Source organism: Bacteroides sp. Marseille-P8574 (assembly GCF_902825465.1).
In the GTDB taxonomy this organism is placed as follows: Bacteria; Bacteroidota; Bacteroidia; order Bacteroidales; family Bacteroidaceae; genus Bacteroides; species Bacteroides uniformis.
Genome location: NZ_CADEBE010000001.1, coordinates 2,854,712 through 2,880,019 on the forward strand (window position 1 = coordinate 2,854,712; position 25,308 = coordinate 2,880,019).

Consider the following 25,308-nt stretch of genomic DNA (forward strand, 5'->3'; position numbering starts at 1 on the left):
ATGGCAAACACTATTTTTTATAAAGTAAGAAAGGGGAGTTTCTTTTTATCAGCATGCATTCTTTTGAATTGTACTTCTTGTTCCATATATTCGGGTAAAGATGAAATGGCACATGTTTCTGATTATGTGAATCCTTTTATCGGTGCCAGTACTAATACAGAGGCTGCCGGGGCTTATCATGGTCTGGGTAAAACTTTTCCAGGGGCCGTAACTCCCTTTGGGGCAGTTCAAGTAAGTCCTAATACAATAACTGGAGGAGACAATGGTTCCGGTTATAGTTATGAGCATGAAACGATAGAAGGATTTGCTTTTACGCAGATGAGCGGTATCGGATGGGGAGGAGACTTGGGTAATCTTTTGGTCATGCCTACAGTGGGTACTATGCGCACAAATTCGGGTAAAGAGAAAGGCATGAGTGGATATCGTTCTCGTTATGATAAAAGTTCCGAAGAGGCTAGTGCTGGATATTACAAAGTTCTATTGAGTGATTATAAGGTGAAAGTGGAGGCTACGGTCACTCCTCATTGTGGCATATTGAGGCTGGTTTATCCGGAAAGTGAACAGTCTCGGATACAGATAGACCTTGCCCGTCGTGTAGGTGGCACTTCAACTTTTCAAGCAGTGAAAGTCATTGACGAGCATACGATTTCAGGTAGAATGGAGTGTACTCCCGATGGAGGAGGTTGGGGAAATGGAGAGGGAAAGGCGAATTATACCGTGTATTTTTATGCCGAATTCTCAAAACCTTTGAAGACTTTCGGTGTGTGGAGTGCCAAAATACCGGAGGGGCAAAATCGGAAACTGGAATTTATTGAAAGTCCGGAATTCCAGAAACTGACATCAGATGCTTCTGTTATATACAATGTGGAGGAATATGAAGGAGAGCATATCGGCTTCTTTACAGAATTTGAAACGGAAGCAGGTGAGGAAGTTCTGTTTAAGTCAGGGATTTCGTATGTCAGTGAGGTTGGTGCAGAAAAGAATCTTAAGGCAGAAATTGCAGACTGGAATTTTGATGGTGTGAGAGAACAAGCACGGAATTTATGGGATGCGGCTTTGTCGAAAATAAAAGTCTGGGGAGGTACTGATGAACAGAAAAAGATTTTTTATACCTCTTTATATCATACAATGATTGATCCGAGAGATTTTACAGATGTGGATGGTAAGTATATGGGAGCTGACGGTAGGGTCCATGAATCTAAGCTGTTTACTAAAAGAACAATTTTTAGTGGTTGGGATGTATTCCGCAGTCAAATGCCTCTGCAGACCATCATCAATCCTTGTTTAGTGAATGATTTATTGTCGTCTTTAACTGCAATAGCAGAGGAAAGTGGTAAGGGTTATTATGAAAGATGGGAATTTTTGAATGCTTATAGCGGCTGTATGTTAGGTAATCCTGCCATTTCTGTATTGGCAGATGCTTATGCAAAAGGTATTTGCCGATTGGATATGGACAAAGCTTATGAGTGTGCAGACAAGACCTCTAAAATGTTCGGGAATGCGGAACTGGGATATACTCCTAATCCGTTGGGTATTTCCAAAACTTTAGAATATGCCTATACGGAGTGGTGTATGTCTCAGCTGGCGGAAGCTATGGGAAAACGAGAGGATGCTGAATACTATGCAAAATTATCCCGTTCCTATAAAAATCTGTATGATAAAGAAAAGCATAGTTTTCGCCCGAAGGAAACGGATGGCTCGTTTGAACCTTGGCCCACAGATGGAAAATTGCATGAATGGTACGGATGTATAGAGTGTAACGAGCTTCAACAAGGCTGGTTTGTTCCTCATGATATACAAGGCATGGTGGAATTGATGGGAGGAACCGAACAAGTTATTGCGGATTTGGATACTATGTTTGCAAAAACCCCGGATAGTTTCTTATGGAATGCCTATTATAACCATGCCAATGAACCTGTACACCATGTTCCTTATTTGTATAACCGTTTGGGACAACCGTGGAAAACCCAAAAATGGTCACGGTTCATTTGTGATAATGCTTATCATGATAAAGTAGAAGGTTTGGTCGGTAATGAAGATGTTGGACAGATGTCTGCTTGGTATGTTCTGTCTGCTTGCGGATTATATCCTATCTGTCCGGGTGATACCCGTTATGAGATTACTAGCCCTATTTTTGAAGCAATTGAAATTCAAGTGGGAGCAGGAAAGACTTTTATGATAAAAGCTAATAAAAACTCGGATAAGAATATTTATATTCAGTCAGTTCGATTAAATGGACGGGATTATACCAAATGTTATTTGGATTACAAGGACATAATGGCCGGAGGCATTCTAGAGTTGGAGATGGGAAATACTCCGAATTTCTCATGGGGTGTAAATTAGGTATATTGTTCAATGCTTTTCCACACAAAACATACAAAAGGTAGGGCGTAAATTCCCTACCTTTATTCAATAAGACAGTGACTAATACTAATTATCATGCAATATCAAAAAAGGTAAATATGGAAGAATTGTATCGTAAGATTGTACTCGGTTTATTCTTGTCCCTTGTATTTGTGGGATGTAAACAAGCATCGGATATACTGGAGGTAAATTTCAAGACTCCGCCAGAGCAAATTCAGACGTCTGTTTACTGGTATTGGATAGCCGGAAATATTTCAGAAGAAGGAGTCGTGAAAGATTTATATGCCATGAAACAAGCCGGAATTAATCGTGCTTTCATAGGTTGTATAGGAGATGAATTCATGAGGTCACCTTATCCTAAGGTTACGTTTGGAAGTGAGGAATGGTGGAAGGTGTTGCATATAGCTTTAAAAACAGCTACGGAGTTAGGTATTGAAATCGGTATTTTCAATTCTCCGGGATGGAGTCAATCCGGTGGTCCTTGGGTGAAGCCAGAGCAGGCAATGAGGTATCTTACTTCTGTCAGTTGCCAGGTATCAGGTGGACAGAAAGTCTATTTAACATTGAAAAAGCCTGCCGATGATTTCCAAGATGTTAAAGTCATAGCATTTCCAGCTACTAAAGAAAAGACTGTTCTGTCTTCCGGTAAAGTCGTTTTCCCCAAGACATCTGGTGACACTACCGTTGTAGATTTCTTGGCAACTGAAGATTTTACACTACGAAGTATCCGGATATATCCATCCACTAAGGCTATTCAGACTAATGCATATTTATCGGTGAAGGACGGAAACGAGTACCGTGAGTTGGCGAAGTTTCAGATTTCCCGTTTTAATACAGCTTTGAACGTTGGTTTCGAACCTTATGCTCCGGTCGTGGTTTCTGTTCCTGCTACAGTGGGCAGAAACTTCAGATTGGAGTTGGATCAGAAAGCGGAAGGTTATGAACTGGAAAATATAGAGTTGTTGTCACAGCCATTAGTGGAACATTATCCAGAGAAGTTACTGGCTAAAATGTATCAGACACCTCTTCCTTATTGGCATGAATATCAATGGCGGGAACAGCCGGCGTTGGATGATGCTTCGTTGGCTGTTGACCCAAACCGAGTATTAGATATATCTTCATTTTTGACTGGTGATAATCTGGAATGGGATGTTCCTGCAGGAGATTGGGTTGTTATGCGTATGGGAATGCGTCCTACTGGGGTTAAAAACAGTCCGGCAGATCCGGAAGCTACCGGTTTGGAGACTGATAAAATGAGTCGCAAACATGTAGCAGCACATTTTGAGGCATTGATGGGGGAAATTTGCCGCCGTATTCCAGAGGCTGACCGTAGGAGTTGGAAGATTGTGGTACAAGATAGTTATGAGACCGGAGGACAAAATTTTACCGATGACTTCCTGGAGTCATTCCGTCAGCGTTATGGTTATGACGCATTACCATTTTTACCCGCTTATGAAGGATATGTAGTGGAAAGTAGGGATCGTACGGACCGCTTCTTATGGGATATGCGTCGCTTGGTAGCCGACCGTATAGCGTACGATTATGTAGGCGGATTGCGTGATATCAGTCATAAATACGGGTTACGGACATGGCTTGAAAATTATGGGCATTGGGGATTCCCTGGTGAATTCTTACAATATGGTGGGCAGTCTGATGAAATTGGTGGTGAATTCTGGAGCTTTGGTGAGTTAGGCAATATTGAGAACCGGGCTGCTTCCTCTTGTGGGCATATTTATGGGAAGAATAAGATATCTGCTGAGTCTTTTACAAGTGGTGGCCGTCCGTTTGAATGCTATCCTGCTACGATGAAACAGAGGGGGGATCGTTTCTTTACGGAAGGTATTAATAATACGTTGTTACATGTATATATTTCTCAACCGTCTGATGAACGGGTTCCGGGGATCAATGCTTTTTTCAGTAGTGAATTTAACCGTTTGAATACATGGTACTCCCAATTGGATTTGTTTACTTCTTACCTGAAACGGGTAAACTATATGTTACAGCAAGGGTTAAATGTGGCAGATGTAGCCTATTTTATCGGTGAAGATACTCCTAAAATGACAGGAATTACTGAACCTGCATTACCTAAAGGTTTTCAATTTGACTATATTAATGCTGAGGTGATTGAGCGTGACTTGTTTGTGAAAGATGGTTTGTTGACCTTGCCTCATGGTACGCAATACCGTATATTGGTATTACCACAACTTAAAACTATGCGACCGGAGTTATTGTCAAAGATCAAAGAATTATTATATGATGGGGCTGTCGTTTTAGGACCTGCTCCTGAACGCTCACCTAGTGGACAAAATTATGGAGAGGCAGATAAACAAGTGAAGGCTTTGGCTGCTGAACTTTGGAATGGGCTAGATGGTAACCGGAAAAAGATGGCTCGTATAGGGAAAGGGCTTTTAATGGTGAATATGGATATGAACGAAGCTTTGGCTGCTATCCATTGTGTACCGGATTGTAAGTTTCCAGAAGATGTACAATTGCTGTACGGGCATAGAACAATGGAGCAAACGGAGATTTATTTCATCTCTAATCAAGAAAATAAGGAGGTAACAGTCTGTCCGGAATTTCGTGTACAACGGAAGCAACCGGAATTATGGAATGCCATTAATGGAAAAATTCGTTCTTTACCGGCTTATTGGCAGACAGAAACCGGAACAGTCGTTCCATTAAAACTCTATCCTTATGAGAGTGCATTTATTGTGTTCCGTAAATCTGGTGATGAACCAGCTGGCGAATCGCTGGTACAAAATTTTCCAAATCCACAAATTCTTTTCCAGATTGACCAACCTTGGAAGTTGACTTTCTGTGATACTCTGCGAGGTCCCAAAAAGATACAAACGTATAATGTATTGGAGGATTTGAGTAAAAGCGCAGAGGATACTATACGTTATTATTCCGGAACCATTGTATATGAAACGAACTTCTCCCTCATTGCCAAGCCTGAAGGTTATATCTATCTAAACTTAAATCGTGTCGGTGTAATGGCGAAGGTAAAGGTAAACGGTCAGTATGCTGGAGGAGTTTGGACACCACCTTATCGAGTTGAAGTGACGGATTTGGTGAAACCCGGTAAGAATCATTTAGAGATCGAACTGGTTACTACTTGGCAAAATCGTTTGATTGGTGATAGTCGTTTGCCTGAATCTGAACGGACTACTTGGATACCTGTTAATAACTGGACTATTGCTGATTCTTTGCAACCGTCGGGATTGATGGGACCGGTGTCATTGGAAATAGAAACTTTTCCGGTGCATCGTTGATTCTTCTTTTTATAATAAATTGCCAAATCTGACACCTTTTCAATCAAAAACTGTATAAAAAGTAAGGGGATAATCTCCTATTTTTGTATCGTTGAATAGCAACTAAAACTAATTACCATGAAACAATGCTTTTTTGCGGTCGACTTGGGGGCTACCAGTGGTCGCACAATTCTGGGAACTTTTACTTCAAATGGTTTGGAAATGGAGGAAGTAAACCGTTTTCCAAATCATCTGATTGAAACAGGCAGACATTTTTACTGGGATATTTATGAACTTTACCGTCATATTATTGAAGGGCTGAGAATTGCTGCCCGTAAAGGTGTAGAAATAACTTCCATCGGTATCGACACTTGGGGAGTAGATTTTGTCTGTGTAGGTAAGGATGGGGGATTTCTTCGCCAGCCGTATTCCTATCGTGATCCTCATACGATGGGTGCTCCGGAAGCGTTCTTCACACGTATACCTCGTAGCCATGTGTATGGATGGACGGGCATTCAGGTGATGAATTTCAACTCCTTGTTCCAACTTGATACATTACGCCGTAATCATGACAGTGCATTGGCAGCTGCAGATAAATTGCTGTTTATGCCTGATGCTTTGAGCTATATGTTGACCGGTCAGATGGTAACGGAGTATACTATTGCCAGTACGGCACAGTTGGTAAATGCCAATACCCGCAGGCTGGAGGATGCCTTGCTGCTGGAGATTGGACTGACACAAGCTCATTTCGGGCGTTTTGTCTATTCTGGTGAAAAAATAGGGGGCTTGACGGAGGAAGTACAACGAATAACCGGACTTGGCGCTGTCCCCGTGATAGCTGTTGCCGGGCATGATACGGCTTCTGCTGTTGCTGCCGTACCTGCCATGGACCGTAATTTTGCTTATCTAAGTAGTGGTACTTGGTCTCTGATGGGAGTGGAGACGGATGCTCCAGTCATTACTGCTGAAACAGAATCCTTGAATTTTACGAATGAAGGCGGTGTGGAAGGAACCATTCGTTTGTTAAAAAATATTTGTGGTATGTGGCTGCTTGAACGTTGCCGTACCGAATGGGGGGAAATCCCTTATTCCGAACTCATCGTTGAGGCTGGTACTTGTGAACCATTCCGTAGTCTAATTAATCCGGATGATGCTTTGTTTACCAATCCGGCGAATATGGAGCAAGCCATCAAGACCTATTGTTCCGATTATCGTCAGCCTATTCCCATGACACATGGACAGATAGTACGCTGTATCTTTGAGAGTCTTGCTTTGAGATACCGTCAGGTGCTGGATAGCCTGCGAAATCTTTCACCACGTCCGGTGGAGGCTTTACATGTTATCGGTGGCGGTAGCCGTAACGAACTGCTTAACCAGTGGACAGCCAATGCTGTCGGTATTCCCGTGATTGCCGGACCTTCCGAAGCTACTGCTATCGGTAACGTTATGGTTCAGGCATTGGCTGCCGGAGCAGCTAGAAACATTGCTTCCATGAGACAGCTCATCAACCGTTCCATACCATTAAAGACTTTCTATCCGCAGGATATGGAGGATTGGAATACCGCTTACCTGCACTTCAAGCAATTGACGATGACTAATTATAATGGATAATGATTACCAATAACTTATAACTCATAATCAAATCACGTATCATGAAAGAAGAATTGATAAACAAAGCGTATGAAATTGCTAAAGAGCGTTACGCAGCTCTCGGATTGGATGTAGAAAAAGTAATGGAGCAACTTCAGAAAGTGTCTATCTCCATGCATTGTTGGCAGGCCGATGATGTTCAGGGATTCGAATCTGCCGGCTCATTGACCGGTGGTATCCAGACAACAGGAAACTATCCCGGTAAAGCCCGTAATATGGAAGAACTGCGTTCCGATATTTTGAAAGCTGCTTCTTATATCCCCGGTAAGCACCGTTTGAATTTGCATGAGATTTACGGTGACTTTGGCGGTACCTTCGTAGATCGCGATCAGGTAGAGGTGAAACATTTCGAAAGCTGGATGCAATGGGCAGCCGAGAATGGTATAAAATTGGATTTTAATTCCACTTCTTTCTCTCATCCGAAGAGCGGTAATCTTTCTCTGGCTCATCCGGACCAAGGTATCCGTGACTTTTGGGTCGAACATACTAAACGTTGTCGTGCCATTGCCGAAGAAATGGGGCGCCGCCAGGGAGATCCCTGCATCATGAATCTTTGGGTGCATGATGGTAGCAAGGATATCACTGTAAACCGTATGAAGTATCGTGTGCTTTTCAAAGATTCTCTCGACCGTATTTTTGCTACGGAATACAAGCATATGAAGGACTGCCTTGAATCGAAGGTGTTTGGCATAGGTTTAGAGAGTTATACAGTAGGCTCCAATGAATTCTGTATGGGCTATAGTGTACAGCATCAGAAACTTATTACCATTGATACCGGGCACTTCCATCCTACGGAAAGTGCTGCAGACAAGGTGTCTTCCATGTTGCTCTTTGTCCCTGAGCTGATGCTCCACGTAAGCCGTCCGGTACGTTGGGATTCTGACCATGTAACTATCATGGATGACCCCACTCTTGAACTTTTCCAAGAAATTGTCCGTTGCGATGCACTGGACCGTGTACACATTGGTCTTGATTATTTTGATGCTTCCATCAACCGTATCGGTGCTTATGTAATCGGTACCCGTGCGGCGCAGAAATGCATGTTGCGTGCGTTACTAGAACCATTGGCAAAGCTTCGCGAATATGAGGCCACCGGTCAAGGTTTCCAGCGCCTTGCTTTACTCGAAGAGGCTAAGGCTTTGCCTTGGAACGCTGTTTGGGACATGTTCTGTCTGAAAAACAATGTTCCGGTAGGTGAGGAGTTCATCGCTGAAATAGAGAAGTATGAAGTTAATGTAACCTCTAAAAGAGGATAGGAAACCCTTGTAACTGACAGAAATGGAAATAATATTAGGGTTATTGATTATTGCCATCGGAGCATTCTGCCAATCCAGTTGCTATGTACCCATTAACCGCATCAAGGAGTGGAGCTGGGAGTCGTATTGGATTGTACAAGGTGTTTTCGCTTGGCTGGTTTTTCCGTTCTTGGGCGCGTTGCTGGCAGTACCTGCCGGCAATTCGCTGTTCGAGATTTATGCAAACAATCCTGCGGATACGCTTTGGACTATGTTCTTCGGAGCTTTATGGGGAGTGGGGGGACTGACGTTTGGTTTGTCTATGCGCTATTTGGGCGTAGCTCTTGGGCAGTCTATCGCTTTGGGTACTTGTGCCGGATTGGGAACGATATTGACTCCGGTATTTACTGGTAAGGCAGGAGATTTGACAACATCGGTTATTGTTGGTGTAGTGGTCACGTTGGTAGGTATTGGCATTATCGGTCTGGCCGGTAGCATGAAGTCTGCCAGCCTGAGCGAAGAAGAGAAGAAGAAGGCCGTAAAGGATTTCAATTTTACTAAAGGTATTATTGTAGCCCTTCTTGCTGGATTTATGAGTGCGTGTTTCAGTATAGGATTGGGTTTTGGAGAGAAACTCTGTTTTGCTGAAAGTGCGGATATATTCAAGACACTGCCTGCTACATTGATGGTGACACTGGGTGGTTTCATTACGAATGCCGTCTATTGTTTCTATCAGAATTCCAGGAACAAAAGTTGGGGCGATTATGGCAAGAAATCCCTTTATGTAAACAATGTCTTGTTTTGTGCTTTGGCCGGTGTGTTGTGGTACAGCCAGTTCTTTGGTCTTAGCTTGGGTAAGGGATTCCTTGCTGACTCTCCGGTATTGCTCACATTCTCGTGGTGCATCCTGATGTCGTTGAACGTAACGTTCTCCAATGTTTGGGGTATCCTTTTGAAGGAATGGAAAGGGTGTACACCCAAGACAATTACAGTGCTTGTCATAGGCTTGGCAGTCTTGATAATTTCTTCTTTCCTGCCACAGTTGCTGGGGTAAGTTTAAATACCTATCTTTGAATATAAAACTAAAATATATCTGCATATATGAAATCAATTCTAGAAAATCGTCCGGCGCTGGCTGCGGAAGTTAATAAGGTGGCTGAGGTGGCTGGTTATCTCTGGCAGAAAGGTTGGGCAGAACGTAATGGGGGCAATATTACGGTCAACATCACTGAGTTTGTAGACGATGAAATCAAGGCTATGCCCGCCATTAGTGAGGTGAAATCAATCGGTGCTACTTTACCTTATTTGAAAGACTGCTATTTTTATTGCAAAGGCACCAACAAGCGTATGCGCGATTTGGCCCGTTGGCCGATGGAGAACGGTTCGGTCATCCGCATTCTGGATGACTGTGCCAGCTATGTCATTATAGCCGACCAGTCTGTACAGCCTACATCGGAACTTCCTTCCCATCTTAGTGTACACAACAATCTGATAGCGAAAGGGTCTCCCTATAAAGCTTCGGTGCATACGCATCCTATTGAGCTGGTAGCCATGACTCACAACAAGAAGTTTCTGGAAAAAGATGTAGCTTCGAACCTGCTTTGGAGTATGATACCGGAAACAAAGGCTTTCTGTCCCCGCGGTTTGGGCATCATCCCTTATCAACTTCCCAGTTCGGTAGAATTGGCTGAGGCTACCATCCGCGAACTGGATGACTATGATGTAGTGATGTGGGAGAAACATGGTGTGTTTGCTGTGGATGTGGATGTGATGGCTGCTTTCGACCAGGTGGATGTACTCAATAAATCCGCCCTTATTTATATCGCTGCCAAAAATATGGGTTTTGAACCGGATGGTATGAGCCAGCTTCAAATGAAGGAAATGTCCGTAGCGTTTAATTTGCCCAAATAATTGTTTTAACAGATAGTGTGTAATTATGTATAGAATGATATTGAATGAGACCTCTTATTTCGGTGCCGGCTGTCGCGAAACGATTGCCGTGGAGGCTGCCCGCAGAGGTTTCAAAAAGGCTTTCTTTGTAACGGACAGAGATTTGATCCGTTTCAAGGTGGCTGATAAAGTGATTGAAGTTTTCGAGAAGAACAGTATACCTTATGAGCTCTTCAGTGATGTGAAGGCCAATCCTACCATTACCAATGTACAGAATGGTGTGGCTGCTTTCAAGGTATCCGGTGCCGATTTTATCGTGGCTTTGGGTGGCGGCTCTTCCATTGATACGGCAAAAGGTATTGGTATTGTTGTGAATAATCCGGATTTTGCAGATGTGAAGTCTCTGGAAGGTGTGGCGGATACTCGTCAAAAGGCTGTCCCTACTTTTGCTTTACCTACTACGGCGGGAACTGCTGCTGAGGTGACCATCAATTATGTTATCATTGACGAAGAGGTCAAAAAAAAGATGGTTTGTGTAGACCCTAATGATATTCCGGCAGTAGCTATTGTTGACCCGGAGCTGATGTATTCCATGCCGAAAGGATTGACTGCTGCAACCGGTATGGATGCACTGACTCATGCCATAGAAAGCTATATAACGCCGGGTGCATGGGCTATGTCGGATATGTTCGAACTGAAAGCCATTGAAATGATTGCTGTCCATTTGAAAGCTGCCGTAGACAATGGCAGCGATCCGGTTGCCCGCGAGGCCATGTCTCAAGCGCAATACATTGCCGGTATGGGGTTCAGCAATGTCGGTCTGGGCATCGTTCATTCCATGGCCCATCCTTTGGGTGCCCATTATGACACTCCGCATGGGGTGGCCAACGCATTGCTTCTTCCTTACGTAATGGAGTATAATGCAGCGTCCCCGGCTGCTCCTAAATATGTCCATATTGCGAAGGCGATGGGAGTCAATACGGAAGGTATGAGCGTGGAAGAAGGTATATGTGCTGCTATTGCTGCTGTCCGGAAATTGTCTTTAAGTATTGGCATTCCACAGCGGTTGCGTGAAATCAATGTTAGGGAAGAGGATTTGCATCAATTGGCTATCGATGCTTTTAATGATGTCTGCACCGGTGGCAATCCGAGACCTACATCTGTGGAAGATATAGAAGCTCTGTATCATAAAGCTTTTTAAGGCAAGCGCTATTTTAGGTTACATGTCTATTCCCGTCCGTGATGAATAATATTCGCTGCGGACGGGATTTTTCATAAATAATCTCTATTTTTGTTTCGGAGCTATTATGGAAGGCACGTGTTATGACTAAAAATTATAATGATTTAGGAGTAGAGTTTAAGTACCTTATTGTAAATGACATGGACCAGAAATATGGTCTTTGGGTAAATACTGTGGGCTTTCAGTCTATCCAGCCTAATTCTCCTTATCCGTTGAAGGATCATCCTACCGGTTATTTTTTCAATGCGCAGAAAGGACGGATTCTGCGCGAGTACCAGTTGGTCTATATTACTAAAGGGAGGGGGGTGTTCTCCTCGGAGACCACGCCAGAGAAGCAAGTGTGCAAAGGACGACTGATGGTGCTGTTTCCTGGTCAGTGGCATACATATTATCCTTATGTGCAGACGGGTTGGAATGAATATTATATTGGTTTCGAGGGAGCTGTGATTGATGATATGGTGAAAGGTGGTTTTCTATCGAAAGAGAATCAAGTGTTGGAGGTGGGGTTGAATGAAGAGCTCGTTTCACTTTTCTCTCGCGCTTTGGAAATTGCGGAAGCTGATAAGATTTCTTCCCAGCAATATCTTGCCGGTATTGTGCTACATATGATAGGGATGATATTGTCCATCTCTAAAAACAAGATTTTCGAAGTGGGTGATGTCGATCAGAAAATAGAGCAGGCTAAAATCATCATGAACGAGAATGTATTCAAGGATGTTGACCCGGAAGAACTGGCGATGAAGTTGAATATCAGTTATTCCTGGTTTCGCAAAGTATTTAAGGATTATACCGGCTATGCTCCTGCAAAATATTTCCAAGAGCTGAAGTTGCGTAAAGCTAAGCAGTTGCTGGTGGGTACTTCTTTATCGGTGAAAGAAATCTCTTTTATGCTCGACTATAAGTCTACCGAGCATTTCTTCTCCTCGTTTAAGAAACGTACGGGGTTCACTCCATTGGAGTATCGCTCTTATGGTCGGGAAACCGGGTCAATGTAAAAACCTGAGGGGTAAATTTATAAGTTATTATCTTTGTCTCCAAATTCATAGCTTATGGAGTTAAACGGTTATCGCCTTCTTCTTCCTGAAGGCACTTTAGAGTACTTTGATCTTGTTGATGTGAAGGAAAGCGTAAATGAAGTTGTGATCTACCTTGAGGAAAAAAATATCGTTCCTGAGAAGTATACAGATCAGGATACTGAGAGTAAAGGCTTTTATGATCCTGTTATTGTTCAGGATTTCCCTCTTCGTGGCAAGAAGGTCTTCCTTAATATTCGTCGTCGTCGCTGGCTCTTAAAGAAGCATAATGAGTATATCTCTCGTAACTGGCGTATGGTGGCTGAAGGTACTCGTATGACGCAAGATTTTGCGCCTTTTTTAAAAGAACTATATTGATAGCTATCCGATCAGTTGCAAGCTCTTAGGTGTTTTATATGGAGTTGACGGAGATTTATTGGAGCGTCAATACCGTAACCATCTAAGTGGTTATCTCCATTGGGACCAACTTGTTCATGCAGAGGATTGGCTACTATCCGAAAAGAATATCGGTGCTTATATCTGTATTGATGGGGTAGCCCTCTCGCGTGGAGAACTCTATACTGTACTGATCAATAAAGAAGCTCACGGTGGTAAAGGTAGTATGATTGCTATCATTAAAGGTACGGACGTTCATACGGTCACTTCTGTCCTGCTTAAGCTATCCCGTCGCCGCCGTTACCAAGTGCGCGAGATTACTTTGGATATGGCTCCTAACATGGAGCAGATTGCCCGCATCTGCTTTCCTGCGGCCAAACGTGTTACCGATCGCTTTCACGTACAGAAGTTAGCTTATGAGCGGTGCAGGAGATGCGTGTAAAAGCTCGCTGGGAGGCTTTGGATGAAGAGTCCACTCAGATTGCTTATGCAAAGGCCTGTGGAAAGATGTATCATGCACCTGTTTTCGTTAATGGAGATACAAGAAAGCAGTTGTTAGCGAGAAGCATTTATCTGCTTTACAAGAAGGAATCCTTATGGACTCAGTCTCAAAAAATACGAGCTGAAATTCTTTTCAAGGAATATCCCGATATAAAGAAAGGATATTATCTGTCTATGCGGTTAGGCTTAATCTATCATCAGTGTAAGTTTAAGGATATTGCTTTGACAAGGCTGGCAAGGTGGTATGATGAGGTAGATAAATCAGGGTTCCTCACCTTTGGAAGGGTCGCACGTTCTATACAAACACATTATCTGAATATAATCAATTTTTTTGAAAGGAGGACAACCAATGCCGCAACAGAGTCATTCAATGCTAAAATCAAAGCATTTAGAGAACAGTTCAGAAGAGTAAGAGATAGAGCTTTTTTCTTATATAGACTTGTAAATTATATGCTTAAATATAAAAACCCTCAGATTGTTACGTTGACCCGGGAAACCGGAGGAGAGGAGGAATAAAATAAAAAAAGAGGTTGTGTCAAAATGCTGACACAGCCTTTTTTTATGCGCAAAGCCCAGACTTTCTCAAGCCCGGGCTTTGTTATTACCCAAAGTTTTCGTATCTTTAGGCATAAAGTTTTTCGTTATGGCAAAGTTACATTTTCGTCCTTACATTCCCAACCAAACCGTTCTTTTTCCACAAAGAATTGATGAAAACATAGCTGCGAACGACCCGGTCCGCATCGTGAATGCTGTTATTGACAACCTCAATCTTGAGAGTTTCAAGAAGCTTTATAAGGAAACGGGCCGTTGTCCTTATCATCCTAAAATGATGCTTAAGGTGATAATCTACGCCTACATGAATAATTATTATTCTTGCCGTAAAATAGAGAAGCACCTCCTTCGTGACATTCATTATATTTGGCTTGCCGGTAATGAGCATCCGGATTTTATCACGATCAACCGTTTTCGTAACCGTGTAAAGGAGGAAATAAATAATGTATTTACCCAGTTGATTTTTGTCCTTGCCGATAAAGGTTTCATCAGCCTTGATGTGGAGTATATTGACGGCACCAAGATTGAATCCAAAGCCAACAAATATACTTTTGTCTGGCGCAAGACAGTCGAACGGAACCGTACGAGACTAATGGATAAAATCCGTATTCTCTTGGAGCAGGTGGATGAAACCATTGCACAGGAGAACTCTATAAAAGACACATCCGTGGAGTTTACTTCCTGCAGGCTCTCTGACATAGTGGATGAACTTAAAGAAGCCCTGGAACGCCAGCCTGCAACAAAGGATAAGGAAGAAAAGAAAGCCCTGCGCAAAAAGAAGAAGCAGGTCAGGGAACTTGAAGGGTATCGTGACAAGCTGATAGAATATGACAATCACCTTGATACCCTTGGAGAACGTAACTCCTATTCCAAGACCGATCCTGGTGCCACATTCATGCGCATGAAAGAAGATGCCATGAAGAACGGGCAGACCAAACCCGGATATAATCTGCAAATAGGTACTGAAAACCAATTTATCACAGACTTCCGTCTGTTTCCCAACCCTACCGATACACTGACCCTCATACCTTTTTTCCACTCTTTCCAGTACCGCTATAACCGTTTACCGAATATCTGCGTGGCAGACTCCGGTTACGGTTCGGAAGAAAATTACCGGTTCATGCAGGAGAATGGGATAGAAGCCTTCATCAAGTACAATTACTTCCATAAAGAACAGCGTCCCCGTTATACTCCCAACCCGTTCCATGCCGAAAGTCTCCATTACAATGCCCAAGAGGATTATTACGTTTGTCCTATGGGACAGCACATGAACCGTATAGGAACCAAACGTGACAAGACAGCGAGCGGATACATCACCGAAAGTGCCCGGTATAAAGCAAAAAGATGCGAAGGTTGCCCTTTGCGTGGCAGTTGTTTTAAAGCTCGGGGGAACCGTATTATAGAAGTCAACCACCGATTAAATCAATACAAACGGCAGGCACGGGAAAGGTTGCTCTCAGAAGAAGGTATCAAGCATAGAGGCAGGAGGTGTATAGAACCAGAAGCTGTGTTTGGACAAATGAAATACAACATGGCATACAGAAGATTCCGGCATGTGGGAGAAGACAAGGTTACAATGGACTTTGCTTTCTTTGCTATAGCCTTTAATATCAAAAAAATGTGTGCTAAACTGATAAAAGAAGGAAAGGGGCTCATTACAGTTGCCAAATATTTGTTTATGGGACTATTTATAACCCGATATAATTGGAATATAGCAACTTGCTGCCAAATGCATGAGGAAAAAGTAGCATAGCCAAAAGAAAATATAGCAGAACTTAAAATATAAAAGAGGTTGTGCCAACGTTTTGACACAACCTCTTTTCTGTCGGAATGAGGCGACTCGAACGCCCGACCCCTACGTCCCGAACGTAGTGCGCTACCAACTGCGCTACATTCCGATTGTTTTTGAAAAGTGGTGCCACCAGCAACCGAAAATCGGTTTGTATAGCACTATTCCTCAATAAGTTATATCTTTATTACGATGTTAGTCCCTTGAATAAGGTTTTCACAACTTTGCACCTTTCAACACAATTTCGTGTCTTAGGTTCGATTTCTGCGTGCAAAGGTAGATATTTATTTGTAATTATCAATATCTCCAAGACATTTTTTTAGCATTTAATATATTTTCAAATGCTACATTAATCTTATACGAAACGATAATAGTGATACATTTTATTGAATAACAGTCACTTGTTGGAATATTGTGTGATGATAGCAATGATAATAGATACAAGTAAAATTTTCTAATCTGCTTTACTTTTCTGCGACCTATTTTCATACAGCACAGTGAAAATAGCAGGAATGGACAACAAGTCTTTTTTTGATTAGCATTAATTTTGCATTAAAAAATAATAATCATGGAAAAAGAAATTATTTTCATTATATTGCCTCAATATGCAGATTGGGAATACGCCTTCGTAGCTTCCTCTCTTAATCAATTAGAAGAAAACGGTAAAAAGAAGTATGTTATAAAAACAGCTTCAATTATACATTCGCCTATTATCTCAATGGGTGGTTTCAAATCTTTGCCGGATTATGATATAACAGAAATACCCAATCAATACGAGGCACTTATTTTGGTTGGTGGATTGGGTTGGTTTTCAGAACAAGCAAAATTACTTGTTCCAATAGTACAAAAGGCTTTGGATAATAAAATTCTTGTTGCGGGTATATGTAATGCTACTATCTTTTTGGGGCAAAATGGTTTTTTAAACAATGTAAAACATACGAGTAATACGCTGGAATATTTGCAGGATAAAGCAGGAAATAACTATACAAATAAGAATAATTATGTAGCCCAACAAGCTGTTTGTGATAATAATATTATAACGGCAAATGGAACTGCTTATCTTGAATTTTGTAAAGAAATACAAATGAAATTAGGAGCTAAATCAAAAGAAGATATTGAGAATGAATATCTTTTCAATAAATTAGGATTATATAAAATTTAAATCCTGTATGAAAAAAGGCAAATCTGTGATATGCCAAAGTTGTGGTATGCCAATGGTTGCACATCAACATTTTGGAACAAATTTTGATTTAAGTATTAATCAAAATTATTGTTGCTTTTGTTATCAGAAAGGCAAATATACAAAAGATATAACTCTGATAGAGTACGCAGAATATTTGGCAAAAACAAATCATGGAAAGCATTTAAAGATAAATGATTTTCACACACTTTCATTGGATGAGATAGCTTTGTCAGAAGCAGTTAGATTACAACAACTTGATAGATGGAAATCAGATAAAATTCACTTAGAATATCACAAAGCAATTTATACAACATTGGAATATATTGACAAACATCTATCAAAGCCAATAAATATTCAAGAGTTGGCAAAGTTGTGTCATATTTCCGAATTCCATTTTTACAGAATTTTTAAAGCTATCTTGAATGAGTCACCTTTAGAATATATTCAAAGGCTAAGAATAGAAAAGGCTGGTTTCTTATTACAAGCGACATCTTATACACTGTCTGAAATTGCCGAAAAAGTTGGATATCAAAGTATGCATTCTTTATCAAAGATATTTAAACAAAAATTCGGAGTTTCTCCCACATGCTTTAAAAAGCACCCTATCTCTTTTAAAATCAGAGATAAACGCCCCATAATAAATCTAAATTTAGTTCCACATATAGTATCTATACCTTCTAAAGATGTTCTATGTGTACAAGTTGAAAACCCTTTTGAGAGAAAAGACGCATTTAGATATGCTTGGAATAAAATAGTAGGATTTACACATGCGAATGGTATTCCCGATAACCAAAATGAATATATCAGTCTTTTTTTTGATGTATATCCTTTAACACTTCCTGAAAAATATCGTATTTATGCCTGTATTCATAATAATGATATAGAACAACTCAAATCTTACGGTATATTCACAAGAAAAACAATAGATGGTGGTTTATATGCAGTGTTTACACATAAAGGCTCACATATAGATTTGAATTATATATACTGTAATATTTATCGTTATTGGTTACCTAATTCTAATTATAAATTGCGAGATATTGTACGTTTTGAGAAATATCTAAATAGTCCCAATATGTATAATGAAAATGATTTAATAACAGAAATATATATACCAATTGAATAAAATTATGTGATGATAATTTATTTATTAAAAATGAAAAACTTATTGCAACAGAGATTTTTCCGTTTATTGTCGGAATACTCACAACGTGAAGTTTCTGTAGATGATTTAACAGAAGCTATCAATGAATTGGCTACCCACGTAGCCAATTTTAACATCAACGAGCAGGATTATAGCGTATTACTGCGTTATTTCTCCTTTGGCTTGCATCGTCTTAAATCGTACCGTGTGCGGTTTGAGCAAGAAAAAAATGCCCTATTTGCACTTAATTGATGAAGCGATAGGAATTTTAAACACCGAAATACGCCTTATCGAATGGCGCATCAAATACCCGGAACAGCTACAGCAACGTACCAACAAACAAGCCCTTTCCCCTCTCTATCTCGCAGACAAGACAACCCTTATCAACATCATGGAAATGGTAAGCGGTCTGTTCCTCTCCAAAGACATCGTGTATCAGAACGGTAAGCCCGCCTACTTGGTGGACTTGGCGAAAGCTTTTGAATGGCTGTTCAACATCAGGATAGGCGACTGTTACCAAAAACATGAGGACGTGATAAAACGAAAGCCGGGCAAACTGACCGGGTTTCTTAATGGATTGGTAGAACTTATCAAAAAGGAACATGACAAGAAAGGGTATAGATAATCAGTGACTTATGATTTATTTATAGGGGATTCCATTAGTTCCCCCGTAATTTCTTTGCGTCTGTTTTCTGAACTTTGCTTCATCAATCGATTGACAGACCATAATGTATAATCAGAAAAATGAAGCAATCATGTATATAGATAATGACGATTTCAGCGTATGGATGCAGAAGCTGTACGCCAAACTGGAAGAACTCTGCAAGGATGTACGGGTACTGCGCAATGCCGACAGGGTGTTGCCCGAAGATGACAACCTGCTGGATAATCAGGATTTGTGCCTGCTGTTCAAAGTAAGTATCAAGACCCTGCAACGCTACCGGGCTATCGGTGCGCTGCCGTACTTCACAATCAGCGGAAAAGTATATTACAAGGCTTCCGATGTCCGGGAGTTCATTAAGGAACGGTTCAGCGTTACCACGCTGCGCCAGTTCGAGAAAGAACACTGCACGAAGAAAAAGAAGTGAATTAGAAAGCCGGGGCGGTTCTGCTCCGGCTTTGCTTTGGCTTATGGCTTGCCCAACTTGTCGGCTTCCTCCCTTAGCTGCTCGGCTTGTTCGTTCAACAGCTTTGCCCGTTCCAACGCTTCCGCCTGCTTCCTGCTGCGGTATTCAAAGCCTTTCACCGAATCGGTCAGGCTTCGGATGAAAGCGTTGTCCCGTTCCCGGCTGAACTTCGTTTCCAGCAAATCAAGGCTGCTGCCGTCTGCCTTTCCTTTCATCAGGATATAGCGGTATTTTATATCATTGTCCTGTAACCGCTGCATCCGTTCCGTGAAACGAATATTCAAGATTAGCGAAGCGATACAGATAATAAAACCTGCTGAAAGAAGAAAGAACTTGGGCTTCAGGTAGGGAGTTACCCGGTATATCAGTTTGTCATGCCATGAAACGGGCGTTGTTTCTCCGGTCGGTGTATCATCAGCCGGGAACAACACTTTTAACCGCTCCTTGAAATATCGGTGCGAGGTCACGATAAGCCCCTTTATATCTTCAAGGTCTTGTTTTTGGTTCTCGGACTGCCCTTTTCCGATACTGCCGATTTGGTTTAGAATCTCCTGCACCATGTTTTCAGTAATGCCGGATTTACCTTGCATTTCCGAAATGCGCTGTTCGATAACGTCCAGTCGGTTAATCGTTTCCTCCCGGCTGGCTGGCGTTACCTGCTTCTCCTGCCGTTCTTTCAGTTCCGTAACCATGGAGAGAAGCCCCTCCAAAATTAAGTTATTTTCCATGTTCCTATAATTTTAAGTGTCGTTTCTTTTTCTTCTTTTTTCTTTCACCGGGATTGTCGGACGTTTCATCAGCCGGAGAGGACGGGGCGGAGAACAGACCGCCTAAGCCTGCCAGTAGCGGACTGTCGGCTTTGCCCGGTGTCTGCGCTGGCTCCTGAACAGGTGCGGAAACCGTCTGTCGGTTGCTTTCGGTAGTGTTCAGCTCCGCATCCCCGAAACATTTATCCAGCTTGGAGAAACTGAAACTGCGGTCTATCTCCGAACCCTTGAACGTGTATTCACCTTTGGAAAAGGATACGCCCTGCACTTCGCCAGTCTGTCCCCTGTACTTGAAATGAATCCCGATACCTTTTTCTGCCAGCCGGGTTTGTAACTGCTGCCAGTTCCTTGATTTCCCGATTTCATTCTTTATAGCGTTGTAAATCTCGTATTTGGATTTGTCCGGCTCTCTTAAACGGTGCTGCTTTACATATTCCTTGCCTTTAGCGAAATAAAGCCCGTGTTTGGCTTTCAGCTTCTTGCATACCTGCTCGTTGCGGTACATATCGTTCCTGTCCGAAATGGTCTTGCCGTTGTTGTCTATGCGGTTGAACACGATATGCACGTGTGGATGTTCCCGGTCTTGGTGGCGCACGATGATGTACTGCGTATCAGTGATTTTCATTTCACGCATGTACTCCTGCGCAAGCTGTATCATTTTCCCGTCTGTCAGCTTGGGTGCGTCCACCGGGGAATAGCTTAGCGCAATATGTCCGACAGGCTTTTTCAGGTCGGGGTTCATACCGGCTTGCAGTATGAAACTGCGTATGATGTCCCGGTTGCTTTCGGCTAACACTCCCTCCGCATAAAGCAAGACAGCCTGTTCCTTGCCGAGTACATAGTTCACGCAGCCTTTAAATCCGTTTCCCTTTCTTATTTTTCCAATCATCCGACAGTTGGTTTATGATTTCGACAATCCTGTTCTTGAGTTTCACCAGTTCCACCGCTACCAGTGCGAACCCTCCGGCATTCGCCCGGTGCGCCAGCTGGTTGATGTTGTTGGCTTCGCCCGCCAGCTTGCGGATAGTGTCCGCATCCTGCCTGTTCAGCCGGGGCATCACCTCTGCCGAAACGACCGCCTGCCGGACGTACTCGCTGACACGCAGCCCGGCTTCGGTGGCTCGCTTCCTGATTGCGTAGAACTGTAACTCGGTCAGCTTCGTGCTGACTACCCGGTTCTGCTTGTCTATCCGGCTTTTTGCCGGGCGACCTCCCGGTTTGTTTCTTATCCCTGTCATACGTTTTTGCTTTTAGGTGGTATCTTAAAAATTGCGACCAACGGGAGAAATTTTCTTTGCTGTCAAGCAAAGCAAGGTGTTTCGGTTTACCGAAACATAACCTTGCTCTCCCTAATCACACAGCCTGCCGTCGGTTCATGCCGCCAGCCGTGCAGGTCACATCCTTAGCCCTCTCTTTCTTTTTTCACCCGGATTTTGTCTGTTGCCCGGCTTCGGCTGGGATATGTTGCCGGGCTGCTTCATCCTGCTTTCAAAGCCCCGCTTTTCCGGCTGGCTTGCCTTTATCCCACGCAGATAGTCGTTCAGGTCATTGTGACCGCTGTACAGGTGTGATGCGTCACGTACACGCCATTTGTATTCCTGCCTTATGGCTTCAACCGCTTTCCTGCCTGCCTCGTCATTGTCAAGCATACAGTGTATATGCCCGTAATCAGCCAGCGGATATAAGGCTTTATCTACGTTGGCGGTGGAGTTCAGGATAACGTAGTCCTGCCAGTCGGTACAGGGCATACCCGGACTTTTCTGTTGCCGGATAGTGAGGAATGAGAGGAAATCCATAAAGCCCTCGAACACGAAACAGGTATCTCTCGGCTCTCCCTTTTGCCTTATGTGGGTGATGTCTTTCGATGTGCTGCCCTTGAAACGGGGATTGCGAAGCTCGTAACCTCCTGAATCATTTTTGAACGCCAGCGCAAAATAAGGCTTCCCACCGATGCGGTAATACATTTCCTGCACGTATGGGGCTGCCGTTCCGGGGGAAATCCCCCTTTCCTGCAAGTAGCGCATGAGTGCCGGATTCTGTAACGGCTGTATTCTGCGTATCTCTATCGGGCTGCCTGCCTGCCTTTTCGTGTCCCTTTCGGGCAGGTCTTTCCCGTGAAAGGAAAAAGAGGTAGTGTCGCCCTGCTCCAGTCGGCAGATAGCACCGTAGGCGTTGCACCCGTTCTGCTTCATCACAAGGTCGATGAGCGTCCCTCCCTCGCCAGTTCCGTAGTCACACCATAGATTGGCGTTATAATCCACCTTGAAACTCGGTGTGTTGTCCTCCCGTAAGGGGCTGCGGTACATCCCGTAACTTCCTTTTTCCGTGACGGGCTGGATTCCCAAAGAGTTCAGGTAATCCTTGATACTGATATTGTTGGCTTCCTTGTAGGTCATAATCTTTATTTTTTTAGTTAACGATAGTAATAATGAAGCAAGAAGCGAGTAAGAAGAAGCACGGGACACTACTACATCTATCTTTTTCTTTTTCAATGGATTGTAGTACATGTAGTAACATAGTAATTATTTATCCTTTAAAAAAGGAATAAATATATTCTATATATTATATTGCCGTTTTTTCTTTTTCCCGGATTTTCCAAAAGTTTGGGATTCTATCTTACTTCATACTACATAATTGGTAAACTATTGTTTATTAAATTGTTATGTATGTATCAAACAATATGTAGAAGCTACTACATTCCGGTTCTACCCGTAATCATCCCCTGTACGGGAAGCCGGAACGGGCTTTATCCTGTACCCATATACCGGATAATGGTTGTTGTTGATGCGCTTCTGTACCCGCTTGAAACCGATTTTCCGCAATGATTCGCCCAGCCTTTTTTCGGATAGCTGGACGGGGGATATATTACGCAGGTATGCGAGTACCTGTGCCGTTGTCATGAAGAACAGGGCTTCTTCCTCCTCTGTCGGCTTCTCAAAGTATTGTGTCAGCATCTCAAACTCGATTGTCTGTACCTCAAATTCCGCATTTGTCAGGTGCAGTTCTTCAATCTCCGCATCATTGAACCAGTAGCGCACGCCCTGACGGTACAGGTACATAATTTCGGAATAGACGTTATCCATGTGAATACTTTCTGCCGTGGGCTTGTCTATGTGCAGCACCTCGAACGGCAAAAAACGCCTGCTGCCTGTCGGGTCGGTCAGGAACTCGTTGCCGTTCACCGAAGCCATGAAGCTGGCGAGGTGGGGGTATTCCTCTATGTAAATATCATACGGTCTGCGGTACTTCACCGCCGGGGTGGTGATAAGGTTCTTCAATGCGTTCTCGTTCTGCTTGTTGAGTTCCTTTAGCTGGTCGTCAATGTTGATGAACAGGTATTCGGCTATCAGTGTCAGGATGTCTTTGCCCTGCGGGTCTATCTTCCCGGTGAACAGGTAGTTCTTAAGTGGTGTCGGGCAAAGGTTGTCCAGCCACCACGATTTGAACTGCCCCTGCCTGTCCCCGGTCAGCACCAAACAAGTATGGTTCTGACACCCTGTGTCGTTCATCGCGTTGGCTACCACACCGATAAGCCATTTCGTGAAATATTCCTCCCATTTGCCGGGGTTGGCTACCTGTACCGTGTTCAGAAGCCTGCCGATATGCCCGTGTTCGGCAGGATTCAGTAAGGGCAGGGCGTTGAAATACTCCTGTATGGGGTGAGCCTTTCTTGCGAAGTCGCTTTCCAGTATCATGCGTATGTTGTCGGTCGAGGTGGCAATGTCAGCCGTTGCGTCCAGCCTGCGCCTGAAAGTGTTCAGGGCGAATTTTGTAACGGGCTGGTACAAGTCCGAAGAACCCGCAGCCCGGTATTCCGTCCGGCTCTTTACGGTGTTGAACCGGAAATCATACAGGACGTTCAACAGGCTTTCGATGCGCTCGTTCTTTGACTGCCAGCCCTCGATATGCCGTGTTTCATCACTTCTTTTCTTTTTCATCGGGAAGTCTGTTAGAAGCCGGGACATACTGCTGCTGCATCCACTTTTTGAGTTCCTCCATGTCGAAACGCAGGGTACGCCCACGCTTGACACACGGTATCATCCCCTTGCTGGCTAAATGATACAGGTAATTGACCGAATACCCGGTTATGCCGCTGGCAACGGATATTTTGACTAACACAGGCTCTTTTCCGTCCTGCCGTTCTTCGGGCTGTGCGCCCATGACCGGGGCAATCATCTTTTCGATGTTCTCCAGCCGTTTGAAAATTTCTTCGAAAGGATTGTTCATAGGTGCTTGTTTTTTGAATTAGCACCACAAATAAAATAAGAAAAATCGGTAAAAAACAAAGCGTCAGCCATTTGGAATCGCTTTGCTTCGCTCTGTACCAAATTAATGTCGGCAAATGGAAAACGGCTTTGTGTTCATTACCTTACTTATTTAGGGAGTGGAGAAAAAACAGGTTTTTTGTTATCGGTTCATTTCTTTCGTGTTGTTGTTGGGTTGGCGGTGGACATTTTCGGACACGCAAGGTCATTTGCGGACAGGAAGAAACAACCTGTCATTCAGCCTTATATATTTGCACCAGTGAAGAAAAACGGAGTATTGACAAGAATAAATATATCGGTTATGGAAATAGTGACGATTGAAAAGAAAACCTTTGAACTATGGAAACAGAGGTTTGAAAATTTTGTGGGTCGTGTGGATGCGCTCTGCGTGCCTTTACGCAGGAAGCGTGACAAGTGGCTGGATAACTGCGAGACTTGCCGTTTGCTGAACGTTTCAGCCCGGACGATGCAGACTTACCGTGATACGGGAAAACTGCCTTACTCGCAGATTAACAATAAGATTTACTACAAGGCTTCGGACGTGGAAGCCTTTCTGCTCGACCAAGTAAGGGACAATTCTAAAAAGTAGGCGTATGGATTTGATAACGAAAGATTCCGAAACCACGCTGGTACTGTTTTCCTCCCTCGACAGGATGCTGGAAAACGTGGAGTACGTGGTAATGAACTATCGCCCGGTATTGAACGGTGAACACTACCTGACGGGCGAGGAAGTATGCAGGCGGCTTTGCATCAGCAAACGGACGTTGCAGGATTACAGGGATACGGGGCTGCTGGGGTACGTGCAGCTTCCGGGAAAAATCATCTATCGGGAAAGCGAGATTGAAAGTTTATTGGAAGATTATTATATAAATAAAAGGCTACTGAAATAGTAGCCTTTATTTGTTACTTATTTTTTTTTGCAAGTTTTACAAAGTTAACAG

At 43.1% G+C, this 25,308-nt stretch carries 23 protein-coding genes, 1 tRNA gene and 1 pseudogene; 18 read left to right on the top strand and 7 right to left on the bottom strand.

Annotation, left to right across the window (positions count from 1 at the left end; all coding sequences use genetic code 11):
* The 11 genes and pseudogenes from HUX74_RS12090 (at position 1) to HUX74_RS12140 (ending at position 15,845) form a co-directional block, all read left to right on the top strand.
* Positions 1-2,343 carry a GH92 family glycosyl hydrolase gene (locus HUX74_RS12090; protein ID WP_174646711.1) on the top strand — a complete coding sequence of 781 codons (2,343 nt, stop codon included), beginning with the start codon at positions 1-3 and terminating at the stop codon, positions 2,341-2,343.
* 119 nt (positions 2,344-2,462) lie between these two features.
* A complete protein-coding gene (locus HUX74_RS12095; RefSeq protein WP_174646712.1) occupies positions 2,463-5,636 on the top strand; it encodes a glycosyl hydrolase in 3,174 nt (1,057 codons plus the stop codon).
* Between the two features lie 117 nt (positions 5,637-5,753).
* The gene (locus tag HUX74_RS12100; protein WP_174646713.1) at positions 5,754-7,226 is read left to right on the top strand and encodes a rhamnulokinase family protein; all 1,473 of its coding nucleotides are present in this window, start codon (positions 5,754-5,756) and stop codon (positions 7,224-7,226) included.
* Positions 7,227-7,267: 41 nt separating this feature from the next.
* Positions 7,268-8,521 carry an L-rhamnose isomerase gene (locus tag HUX74_RS12105; protein WP_005834780.1) on the top strand — a complete coding sequence of 418 codons (1,254 nt, stop codon included), beginning with the start codon at positions 7,268-7,270 and terminating at the stop codon, positions 8,519-8,521.
* A 22-nt stretch (positions 8,522-8,543) separates the two neighbouring features.
* Positions 8,544-9,554 (top strand): L-rhamnose/proton symporter RhaT, encoded by a 1,011-nt coding sequence (gene rhaT, locus HUX74_RS12110; RefSeq protein WP_087332225.1) that lies wholly within the window; start codon positions 8,544-8,546, stop codon positions 9,552-9,554.
* A 47-nt stretch (positions 9,555-9,601) separates the two neighbouring features.
* Positions 9,602-10,411: a rhamnulose-1-phosphate aldolase gene (gene rhaD / locus HUX74_RS12115; RefSeq protein WP_005825102.1), complete on the top strand. Its 810-nt coding sequence runs from the start codon at positions 9,602-9,604 to the stop codon at positions 10,409-10,411.
* A 25-nt stretch (positions 10,412-10,436) separates the two neighbouring features.
* Positions 10,437-11,591: a lactaldehyde reductase gene (fucO, locus tag HUX74_RS12120; protein WP_174646714.1), complete on the top strand. Its 1,155-nt coding sequence runs from the start codon at positions 10,437-10,439 to the stop codon at positions 11,589-11,591.
* 122 nt (positions 11,592-11,713) lie between these two features.
* On the top strand, positions 11,714-12,625 hold the full coding sequence (locus HUX74_RS12125; protein WP_174646715.1) for an AraC family transcriptional regulator: 912 nt from the start codon (positions 11,714-11,716) through the stop codon (positions 12,623-12,625).
* 54 nt (positions 12,626-12,679) lie between these two features.
* Positions 12,680-13,021: a hypothetical protein gene (locus HUX74_RS12130; RefSeq protein WP_174646716.1), complete on the top strand. Its 342-nt coding sequence runs from the start codon at positions 12,680-12,682 to the stop codon at positions 13,019-13,021.
* A gap of 58 nt (positions 13,022-13,079) precedes the next feature.
* Positions 13,080-13,998, top strand: a pseudogene (locus tag HUX74_RS12135) (transposase).
* 185 nt (positions 13,999-14,183) lie between these two features.
* Positions 14,184-15,845, top strand: a complete 1,662-nt coding sequence (locus HUX74_RS12140; protein WP_174646717.1) for an IS1182 family transposase — start codon at positions 14,184-14,186, stop codon at positions 15,843-15,845.
* Between the two features lie 72 nt (positions 15,846-15,917).
* Here the strand turns inward: HUX74_RS12140 and HUX74_RS12145 are convergent.
* Positions 15,918-15,990, bottom strand: a tRNA-Pro gene (locus HUX74_RS12145).
* A 459-nt stretch (positions 15,991-16,449) separates the two neighbouring features.
* Here HUX74_RS12145 and HUX74_RS12150 point away from each other — a divergent pair.
* From HUX74_RS12150 to HUX74_RS12170, 5 genes are all read left to right on the top strand, one after another.
* Positions 16,450-17,043 (top strand): type 1 glutamine amidotransferase family protein, encoded by a 594-nt coding sequence (locus HUX74_RS12150; protein WP_174646718.1) that lies wholly within the window; start codon positions 16,450-16,452, stop codon positions 17,041-17,043.
* Between the two features lie 7 nt (positions 17,044-17,050).
* Positions 17,051-18,190, top strand: a complete 1,140-nt coding sequence (locus HUX74_RS12155; protein WP_174646719.1) for a GyrI-like domain-containing protein — start codon at positions 17,051-17,053, stop codon at positions 18,188-18,190.
* Between the two features lie 30 nt (positions 18,191-18,220).
* Complete coding sequence (locus tag HUX74_RS12160; RefSeq protein ID WP_174646720.1) at positions 18,221-18,460, top strand: hypothetical protein; 240 nt, start codon at positions 18,221-18,223, stop codon at positions 18,458-18,460.
* Positions 18,414-18,833 (top strand): RteC domain-containing protein, encoded by a 420-nt coding sequence (locus HUX74_RS12165; protein ID WP_174646721.1) that lies wholly within the window; start codon positions 18,414-18,416, stop codon positions 18,831-18,833. Before HUX74_RS12160 ends, HUX74_RS12165 begins: the two co-directional genes overlap by 47 nt.
* Positions 18,834-18,963: 130 nt before the next feature.
* The gene (locus HUX74_RS12170; protein WP_005645903.1) at positions 18,964-19,296 is read left to right on the top strand and encodes a helix-turn-helix domain-containing protein; all 333 of its coding nucleotides are present in this window, start codon (positions 18,964-18,966) and stop codon (positions 19,294-19,296) included.
* 41 nt (positions 19,297-19,337) lie between these two features.
* On the opposite strand, the gene HUX74_RS12175 is transcribed toward HUX74_RS12170, so the two are convergent.
* From HUX74_RS12175 to HUX74_RS12200, 6 genes are all read right to left on the bottom strand, one after another.
* The gene (locus HUX74_RS12175) at positions 19,338-20,063 is read right to left on the bottom strand and encodes a hypothetical protein (RefSeq protein WP_174646722.1); all 726 of its coding nucleotides are present in this window, start codon (positions 20,061-20,063) and stop codon (positions 19,338-19,340) included.
* Positions 20,064-20,067: 4 nt separating this feature from the next.
* Entirely contained in the window at positions 20,068-20,991 is a 924-nt protein-coding gene (locus HUX74_RS12180; RefSeq protein WP_174646723.1) for a relaxase/mobilization nuclease domain-containing protein, read from the bottom strand.
* A complete protein-coding gene (locus tag HUX74_RS12185; protein WP_174646724.1) occupies positions 20,957-21,340 on the bottom strand; it encodes a MobC family plasmid mobilization relaxosome protein in 384 nt (127 codons plus the stop codon). Before HUX74_RS12185 ends, HUX74_RS12180 begins: the two co-directional genes overlap by 35 nt.
* Before the next feature lie 156 nt (positions 21,341-21,496).
* The gene (locus tag HUX74_RS12190) at positions 21,497-22,498 is read right to left on the bottom strand and encodes a toprim domain-containing protein (protein ID WP_174646725.1); all 1,002 of its coding nucleotides are present in this window, start codon (positions 22,496-22,498) and stop codon (positions 21,497-21,499) included.
* Between the two features lie 309 nt (positions 22,499-22,807).
* Entirely contained in the window at positions 22,808-24,040 is a 1,233-nt protein-coding gene (locus HUX74_RS12195) for a VapE domain-containing protein (RefSeq protein ID WP_117952102.1), read from the bottom strand.
* Complete coding sequence (locus HUX74_RS12200) at positions 24,021-24,329, bottom strand: helix-turn-helix domain-containing protein (RefSeq protein ID WP_007653821.1); 309 nt, start codon at positions 24,327-24,329, stop codon at positions 24,021-24,023. Before HUX74_RS12200 ends, HUX74_RS12195 begins: the two co-directional genes overlap by 20 nt.
* Positions 24,330-24,668: 339 nt before the next feature.
* Here HUX74_RS12200 and HUX74_RS12205 point away from each other — a divergent pair, with 339 nt between their 5' ends.
* On the top strand, positions 24,669-24,956 hold the full coding sequence (locus HUX74_RS12205) for a helix-turn-helix domain-containing protein (RefSeq protein ID WP_025815054.1): 288 nt from the start codon (positions 24,669-24,671) through the stop codon (positions 24,954-24,956).
* Positions 24,957-24,960: 4 nt separating this feature from the next.
* A complete protein-coding gene (locus HUX74_RS12210) occupies positions 24,961-25,257 on the top strand; it encodes a helix-turn-helix domain-containing protein (RefSeq protein WP_174646726.1) in 297 nt (98 codons plus the stop codon).
* Positions 25,258-25,308 lie beyond the last annotated feature (51 nt).